Here is an 8,148-nt window from a genome sequence, read left to right as displayed (position 1 = left end):
GTACCGAACAGGTACAGGATCAGGTCCTGGTCCAGCGTGATACGGCCGAAGTCCATCGCCACCGTGGTGGTGGTCTTGTCCCCGGTGTGGGTGAGGTCGTCGATGCCCGCGCTCGCGGACGTCATCACGGCCTCCGTGCGCAGCGGGTTGATCTCGGAGACGGCGCCGACGAACGTGGTCTTGCCCACGCCGAAGCCACCCGCCACCACGATCTTCGCGGAGGTGGTGGCCCGCCCTCCGTCAGAGCTTGCGAAGTCCACTGAGCACCCTTTCGAGCAGCGTCACGTCCGGAGCGCCGCCGTTGTTCTCGTCGCCGCCCGGCTGGTGGATGGCCACCAGGCCGGCCTCGGCGAGGTCCGCGACCAGGATCCGCGCCACACCCAGAGGCATGGCCAGCAGTGCCGAGACCTCGGCTACCGACTTCACCTCACGGCACAGGTGGCAGATGCGCTGGTGCTCCGGGAGCAGCCCCATGAGCGCTGCCGGGTCGGCCGTGGTGCTGATCAGCGCCTCGATGGCGAGCTGGTAGCGCGGCCGGGTCCGGCCACCGGTCATCGCATAGGGACGCACCAGCGGCTGGTCGCCCTCATCCCCGTACGGCTCCGCGTACGGATCATGATGGGCGGTGGGCGGGGTCATGAATCCTCCGGGCGGGACAGCATTTCTCGGTCGGTCGTGCCGTCCGTCTGGGCCGGTGGGGGGATTGTGTCGGCCGGACGGTGATTTCGTGAGGCGGGTAGTACTGGGGCGGGTCAGTGGAGCAGACTGCCCTGGAGCTCAGCGCGCAGGTCGGGCGTGAGCACCGCGCCGGCACGGTCGACAAGGAGCGCCATCTCGTAACCCACCAGACCGATGTCGCACTCGGGGTGCGCGAGAACGGCGAGAGACGAGCCGTCCGAGACGGACATGAGGAAAAGGAATCCTCGTTCCATCTCGACGACGGTCTGCGCGACGCTGCCGCCCTCGAAGATCCGGGAGGCGCCGGCCGTGAGCGAGGTGAGCCCCGACGCGACGGCCGCCAGCTGGTCGGCACGGTCGCGCGGGAAGCCCTCGGACATCGCGAGCAGAAGCCCGTCGGCGGACACGACGACGGTGTGGGACACCCCAGGGGTGTTGTCCACGAAGTTGGTGATCAACCAGTTCAGGTTCTGGGCCGCCTGGCTCATCTGGCTCAACTAACGCTCCTGCGGGTGAGTGGGGCTCGGGAAACTGCCGGTCTGCGGGCCGGTGCCGGCCTGTCGACCCTGTGCGATGCCCCGACGGAGATTGGTCAGCCGGCCACGTACGTCATCAGGCGCACGCGAGACCTGCGGACCGGTTTGGTGCTGTTGCTGCTGAGCCGTGCCCGGGACGAGGTTCGCCCGGGGTACCCGGCGCGGCAGGCCGGAGGTGGTGACGCCGCCCGCGGCGGGCTGCCGGACGCGCTCGGCCTGCCGGACCAGCTCGTCGTTGGGAGACGTGCGCCAGGAGGCGCCGGCCGCTGCCGGCCGCTGCGGAGCAGCCGGAGCCTGCGGCTGCTGCTGCGGAGCCTGCTGCGGCGCCGGAGCCTGACCGCCCGCCTGCGGCACGCCGTGGAACCAGTTGGTCTCCAGCGTGTCGTACAGCGGGGTGCGTCCGTCGCCCGGACCCGCGGCCGGCGGCAGTGCCTCCGGCTCGGGGCGCCCGGCGGGACGCGGCGGGACCGGCGGCTGCGGCAGACCGTAGCCGCCCGCCCCGTTGAGCTGCGGACGCTCGAACTGACCGGTGGCCGAGGGGTCCTGGTGGCCGGGCAGCGAGTGCTGACCGGTCGAGGAACCGTCGTAGCCGGGAGCGGCGAACTGTCCGGTGGAGCTGTTGTCGTACGCCTGGGGAGCCGCGAACTGGTTCGGGTTCGCCTGGGCGTTGTGACCGTTCTGGCTGTGCTGACCGTTCGAGCCGTCGAAGACGTCGGAACGGGTGTAGCCGTTGGAACTCTGCGGGCCGGTCGTGCCCGGGCGCTGGAACTGGCCCGTGCTCGACGGACCGGTGCTGAAGTCGGCGGGGCCGGCCGGGCCCTGGCGCTCGTCGATGCGGCCGATCGCCGGCATCTGACCGGTGGCACCGGGGCCCTGGCGGTCGTCGATCCGCGGCATGCGCGAGGTCTGCTGGACGTCCGGCTCCTCGTGGCCGCGCGGAGCGTCCAGCGGGGTGCGCGGCACCGGCGGCTGGGCGTTCTCGTCGCCCCAGCTGGTCACCCGCGGCTGCGGGTTGCCGCCGCCGGGCAGCTCGGCACGCGGACCGTTGCCCCGCGGGGGCAGCTGAGGCTGACGGCCGCGGCCGCCGCCCTGCTCGGGCTTGTTCCCACGCTGCGGCGGACGTCCGCCGAACATGTCCACGCCCTGGGTGCCGGGACCGCTCGCCTGGAGACCCTGCGGGGAGCCCTGGGCCTGGCCGCCGAAACCGGCGCCCGCGCCGGCCGGGGCCGGACGGCCCTGCTGCGGCGGAGCCGGCGGCTGCTGGCCACGCGGCGGGTTGCCACCGGGGCGGCCGGCGCCGTCGCGGCCGGGCAGCGCGGCCCGGGGACCCTGACCGGAGGCGAGCCGGCCGGCGTTGCCGGGACCCGCGCCGAGAGCACCACCGGCCGGCGCGCCGGCGCCGAGGGAACCGCCCTGCGGTCCCCCCTGACGACGTGCGGCCGCGGCGCCCGCGGCGGCCTGCGCGGCGGCGGGACCGCCGGCGACGCTGCCCTGACCGGGCTTGGGCTGAGGCTTCTTGCCGCCCTGGGCGACGTCCACGGGCAGCATGACCAGCGCGGTCGTACCACCGGAGTCGGAGGGACGCAGCTGGATGCGGATGCCGTGCCGCTGCGACAGACGACCGACCACGAACAGACCCATGCGGCGGGAGACCGACACGTCCACGGTGGGCGGCGAGGCGAGCCGCTCGTTGATCGCGGCGAGGTCCTCGGGGGAGAGGCCGATACCGGTGTCGTGGATCTCGATCAGCACCCGGCCGTCGGGCAGGGCGTGACCGGTGACCTTGACCTTGGTCTGCGGCGAGGAGAACGAGGTCGCGTTCTCGAGCAGCTCGGCGAGGAGGTGCACGAGGTCGTTGACGACCCGGCCGGCCACTTCGGTGGTCGGCACGGAGGCCAGCTCGATGCGCTCGTACTGCTCCACCTCGGACGCGGCGGCGCGGAGCACGTCGACCAGCGGGACCGGGCGGGTCCAGCGCCGGCCGGGCTCTTCACCGGCGAGAACGAGAAGGTTTTCACCGTTACGGCGCATGCGGGTGGCGAGGTGGTCGAGCTTGAACAGCGAGGACAGCTGGTCCGGGTCGGCCTCGCGGGACTCCAGTTCGGAGATGAGCGAGAGCTGACGCTGGATGAGGCCCTGGGAGCGGCGCGAGAGGTTGGTGAACATCGCGTTGACGTTGCCCCGCAGGAGGGCCTGCTCGGCGGCGAGGCGGACAGCCTCGCGGTGCACGTCGTCGAAGGCCGCGGCCACCTGGCCGATCTCGTCCCGGGAGTGCACACCGACCGACTCCACGGACGTGTCGACGTCCTGCGGGTCGGACTCGGACAGCTGCTTGACCAGCTCGGGCAGGCGGTCCTGGGCGACCTTGGTGGCGGTCTCCTGGAGGCGGCGCAGCGAGCGGATCATGGACCGGGCGACGACGAACGCGCCGACCAGCGACACACCGAGGACGAGCAGGATGAGCGCACCGGAGATGATCGCTTCGCGCTCGGACTCGGCGCGCAGCTCACGCGCCTTCTGCTCCATGTCCTCGAGCAGCGTGTGCTCGATGTTGTTCATCTGCCGGATCTTGGTCGTGCTGTCGTCGATCCAGTCCTGGTACGAGCGCTTGTCCAGCGAGGTCAGCCCCGAGGCGGAGGTGAGCGCGCGGGTGGCGTAGGTGTCGGACTCCTCGATGACCGGGTTGCCCTGCTCGATGGGCTTCAGCAGTTCCTCGGCGCCGTCGTCGCCGTAGATGCCGCGGAAGCTCGCGAGCTCGGACTCCTCGTTGCTGAGCGCGGAGTCGCCGTACTGGCGGTCGTTCTCCGAGAGGTCGCCGAAGCTGCTGTTGTTCGCGGGCAGCGCCGCCGCGAGCACGGCGCGCTGGACGGAGGCCCACTCCTTGGCGGTGGAGAACGCGGCCAGCGCACGGGTGCGCTGGATCATCTCCGGGTTGCTGGTGGCCTGGGCCATGTCCTGCGACAGGTCGAGCAGGTTGGTGATGAGGCGGTGGTAGGCGTCCACCGTCTGCATCGCGTTGCCGTCCTCCGCGTACGCGTTGGAACGGACCCGCTGGATGTTGGCCAGCTCGCTGAGGAGACCCACGAGACTGTCGCGGACACCCTGGAGGTTGCCGTCCGTGGAGGCGTCGTTGATCTCCTCGGAGGCGTCCTGGAAGGCCGTCATCGCGCGGTCGGTCTTGTCGCGGTAGCCCTTGACGCCGAAGTCGGTCGCCTTCGCCCCGTGCGCCATCGGGCCGGCCGAGCGGTCGCGCTCCTCCTGGAGGGCGACGGCCAGCTCGGTGGCCTGCTTGGTCATGTCCGTCAGCAGCTTCATGTTGTCGAGCTGCTGGATGTCGTCCATGGACGCGTTGATACGCAGCGCGCCGAGCGAGGTGGCCGCGACCACCGGGAGGGTGAGCAGGGCCACGAGGCGGGTGGAGATGCGCCAGTTGCGCAGCGCCACGCGCGATCCGGGGCCCTGGGGCTTCACGGTCGGAGTCGGGGGGAGGCTCGGCGACACAGGCGCGCCGGGGCGCCCTGAGCGCTCACCGCCGTCGCCGGACGGAGCCGGGCCCGGGTTCTGGGCGTGCTGGGGCGAGGAGCTGCCGGCAATGGGGCCAGTCCCGCCGTGCGGCTCCGGCTCCGCCGAAGCACTGCCATCCCTCTTGAAACGTCCCTGCACTAGCGTCGCAACCTCTGGACCAGGCGCCCTTCCGGGTGAACGGAAGGACGGTGTCGGCGTGTTGAGGGGCGCCCTGAATTACGCACCTCGAGTAGTCGTGAAATACCGGCGCCGGTTCCCCCTTCTCGCCGCCACTCGGCGCGTGTGCGCCCCATGTGCGCCGGCTCGATCCTGCGGCGGTCCGTGAGATTCCAGCACAGTGCCGGACCTCCAACAAGGTGTGTTGGCCGGGCTGTGACATGCGTGACAGCATGTGAGGGCCACGTTACGGGACGTAGAAAGAGAACCTGTATAAAGCAGGCATAAGCGCGCGAAGCGCTGAGGGGTGGCACGTGTCCCAGTCGCCATGATCAGGAGCGGAATGCGCGCTTCAGGGGTGCAATGTCCGTTTGATTACGGTCACCCGAGGGCCTGAATTGACCGCTTTGACCGTGGGCTCGTGAGCAAACTCACACGCTGATCATGCGACCTTCACGCGTTCCCCGGGAATCGCATGTTTAGCCTGACGCTTTACAGAATTGGCAAATCCGACAAGCTGCGCCCCCGTGAGAGCCCCTTCCCGGTCCTCCCGGCGCCCGGACATGACAGGGTCACGTACAACAGTGAAGACGACGACGATGTTCCACAAGATCGCCAATCCGCAGCGCACCACGCTGGCGCACCTCAAGGACGCCGACGACCTGCGGCTCCCGGAGCAGCCGGAGCACCCCGTCGACCTGCCCACCCAGACTGCCAACCCCAAGCGCACCATCCTCATGGTGGCCCCTGTCGCGGCCGCCCTCGCGGAGTAGATCTGCCGAGAAGATCCCCACGGATCCGCGAAGGTTCCCCAGGGCTCCACGAGATCTTCACGTGGAGATACGGGCGAAGACCGCCGAACGCTCAAGGCGGACGCCCACGGATGTCAAGGGCGTCCCCGGCCGGGGACGCCCTTCCGCGTTAGCCTGGAGCGTCACACTCCAGCCAGCCAGTCAAGGGGCCAACCAACCCGTGCGCATCGCCAGGTTCTCCATCGACGGGAACGTCGCCTTCGGCGCGGTCGAGGGCGACAAGCCGGACGAGCTCGTCCTCGACATCATCAAGGGCATCCCGTTCGCGGAACACCAGCTTTCCGGCACCAAGGTGCCGCTGAGCAAGGTCCGGCTGCTCCCGCCCGTGCTGCCCAACAAGGTCGTGGCCTTCGGCCGCAACTACGCCGAGCACGCGAAGGAACTGGGCAACGAGGTGCCGGACGCCCCGTTCGCCTTCTTCAAGCCGTCCACCTCCGTGATCGGCAGCGGCGACGAGATCCAGTACCCGCCCTTCTCCCAGGAACTGCACCACGAGGCGGAACTCGCCGTGGTCATCGGCCGTATGTGCCGCGAGGTCCCGCGCGAACGGGTGGCGGACGTGATCTTCGGCTTCACCTGCGCCAACGACGTCACCGCCCGCGACGTCCAGAAGCGCGAGAAGCAGTGGGCTCGGGCCAAGGGCTTCGACACCTCCTGCCCGCTCGGCCCCTGGGTGGAGACCGACCTCGACCTCGCCACCGCGGGCGACCTGACCGTCCAGCTCACGGTCAACGGCCAGCAGCGCCAGCTCGGCCGCACCAGCGAGATGATCCACTCGATCGAGGATCTGATCGTCAACATCACCGAGGCCATGACGCTGCTTCCCGGCGACGTCATCCTCACGGGCACCCCCGCGGGGGTCGGCCCCCTGGCTGTCGGCGACGAGGTCGCCGTCACCATCGAAGGCATCGGCACTCTCACCAACAAGGTTGTCAAGCGTGGCTAGCGCATCCGCCCCAGCAGTCCGTGTCCGTTTCTGCCCCTCGCCCACCGGCAACCCCCACGTGGGCCTGGTCCGCACCGCCCTGTTCAACTGGGCGTTCGCCAAGCACCACCAGGGCACCCTGGTCTTCCGCATCGAGGACACCGACGCGGCCCGCGACTCCGAGGAGTCCTACAACCAGCTCCTGGACTCACTGCGCTGGCTGGGCTTCGACTGGGACGAGGGCCCCGAGGTCGGCGGCCCGCACGCGCCGTACCGCCAGTCGCAGCGGATGGACCTCTACAAGGACGTCGCCGAGAAGCTCCTCGCCGCCGGCCACGCCTACCACTGCTACTGCTCCCAGGCGGAGCTGGACACCCGCCGCGACGCCGCCCGCGCCGCCGGCAGGCCGTCCGGCTACGACGGCCACTGCCGCGACCTCACCGAGGCGCAGGTCGCCGAGTACCAGGCCCAGGGCCGCGCCCCGATCGTCCGCTTCCGCATGCCCGACGAGACGATCACCTTCACGGACCTGGTCCGCGGCGAGCTGACCTTCACCCCGGAGAACGTGCCCGACTACGGCATCGTCCGCGCGAACGGCGCCCCGCTGTACACGCTGGTCAACCCGGTGGACGACGCGCTGATGGAGATCACGCACGTCCTGCGCGGCGAGGACCTGCTCTCCTCGACGCCGCGGCAGATCGCCCTGTACAAGGCGCTGATCGAGCTGGGCATCGCCCAGGACACCCCGTCCTTCGGGCATCTCCCGTACGTCATGGGCGAGGGCAACAAGAAGCTGTCCAAGCGCGACCCCGAGTCGTCCCTCAACCTCTACCGCGAGCGCGGCTTCCTCCCCGAGGGCCTGCTCAACTACCTCTCCCTCCTGGGCTGGTCGCTCTCCGCCGACCGGGACATCTTCACGATGGACGAGATGGTCGCGGCCTTCGAGATCGCGGACGTCAACCCCAACCCGGCGCGCTTCGACCTCAAGAAGTGCGAGGCGATCAACGCCGACCACATCCGTCTGCTCGAGGTGAAGGACTTCACCGAGCGCTGCCGCCCCTGGCTGAAGGCCCCGGTCGCCCCCTGGGTGCCGGAGGACTTCGACGAGACCAAGTGGCAGGCGATCGCCCCGCACGCCCAGACCCGCCTCAAGGTCCTCTCGGAGATCACCGACAACGTCGACTTCCTGTTCCTCCCGGAGCCGGTCCTCGACGAGACGTCGTGGACGAAGGCGATGAAGGAGGGCTCGGACGCCCTCCTCGTCACGGCCCGCGAGAAGCTGGAGTCCGCCGACTGGACCTCGGCCGAGTCCCTGAAGGAGGCCGTCCTGGCCGCCGGCGAGGCCCACGGCCTCAAGCTCGGCAAGGCGCAGGCCCCGGTCCGGGTGGCCGTCACCGGCCGCACCGTCGGCCTCCCGCTCTTCGAGTCCCTGGAGATCCTGGGCAAGGAGACGACCCTGGCCCGGATCGACGCGGCACTGGCGAAGCTGTCGGCGTAGCGGCACACGTGAGGGGCG

The 8,148-nt window shown here is 70.3% G+C and carries 7 protein-coding genes; 3 read left to right on the top strand and 4 right to left on the bottom strand.

The window, feature by feature from the left end; genetic code table 11:
* From IE275_RS26055 to IE275_RS26040, 4 genes are all read right to left on the bottom strand, one after another.
* Positions 1 to 260: ATP/GTP-binding protein (locus IE275_RS26055; RefSeq protein ID WP_189713831.1), on the bottom strand; the 260-nt coding region annotated here is incomplete at its 3' end.
* Entirely contained in the window at positions 241 to 639 is a 399-nt protein-coding gene (locus tag IE275_RS26050; RefSeq protein ID WP_009190816.1) for a DUF742 domain-containing protein, read from the bottom strand. The genes IE275_RS26055 and IE275_RS26050, both read right to left, overlap by 20 nt.
* Before the next feature lie 113 nt (positions 640 to 752).
* Positions 753 to 1,166: a roadblock/LC7 domain-containing protein gene (locus tag IE275_RS26045; RefSeq protein WP_003993189.1), complete on the bottom strand. Its 414-nt coding sequence runs from the start codon at positions 1,164 to 1,166 to the stop codon at positions 753 to 755.
* Positions 1,167 to 1,175: 9 nt separating this feature from the next.
* Positions 1,176 to 4,877: a nitrate- and nitrite sensing domain-containing protein gene (locus tag IE275_RS26040; RefSeq protein ID WP_189713830.1), complete on the bottom strand. Its 3,702-nt coding sequence runs from the start codon at positions 4,875 to 4,877 to the stop codon at positions 1,176 to 1,178.
* A 602-nt stretch (positions 4,878 to 5,479) separates the two neighbouring features.
* Here IE275_RS26040 and IE275_RS26035 point away from each other — a divergent pair.
* The 3 genes from IE275_RS26035 to gltX all read left to right on the top strand — a co-directional run bounded on the left by IE275_RS26035 (position 5,480) and on the right by gltX (position 8,130).
* Positions 5,480 to 5,668, top strand: a complete 189-nt coding sequence (locus IE275_RS26035; protein ID WP_189713842.1) for a hypothetical protein — start codon at positions 5,480 to 5,482, stop codon at positions 5,666 to 5,668.
* A gap of 199 nt (positions 5,669 to 5,867) precedes the next feature.
* A complete protein-coding gene (locus IE275_RS26030) occupies positions 5,868 to 6,653 on the top strand; it encodes a fumarylacetoacetate hydrolase family protein (RefSeq protein ID WP_189713829.1) in 786 nt (261 codons plus the stop codon).
* Entirely contained in the window at positions 6,646 to 8,130 is a 1,485-nt protein-coding gene (gltX, locus tag IE275_RS26025; protein ID WP_189713828.1) for a glutamate--tRNA ligase, read from the top strand. The genes IE275_RS26030 and gltX overlap by 8 nt, the downstream gene beginning before the upstream one ends.
* The last annotated feature ends 18 nt before the right edge of the window (positions 8,131 to 8,148 follow it).

It is taken from the genome of Streptomyces phaeofaciens, assembly GCF_014648915.1.
GTDB lineage: Bacteria > Actinomycetota > Actinomycetes > Streptomycetales > Streptomycetaceae > Streptomyces > Streptomyces phaeofaciens.
Note: the sequence above shows the minus strand (reverse complement) of the source record. Positions and strands in the feature narration are given on the sequence as shown.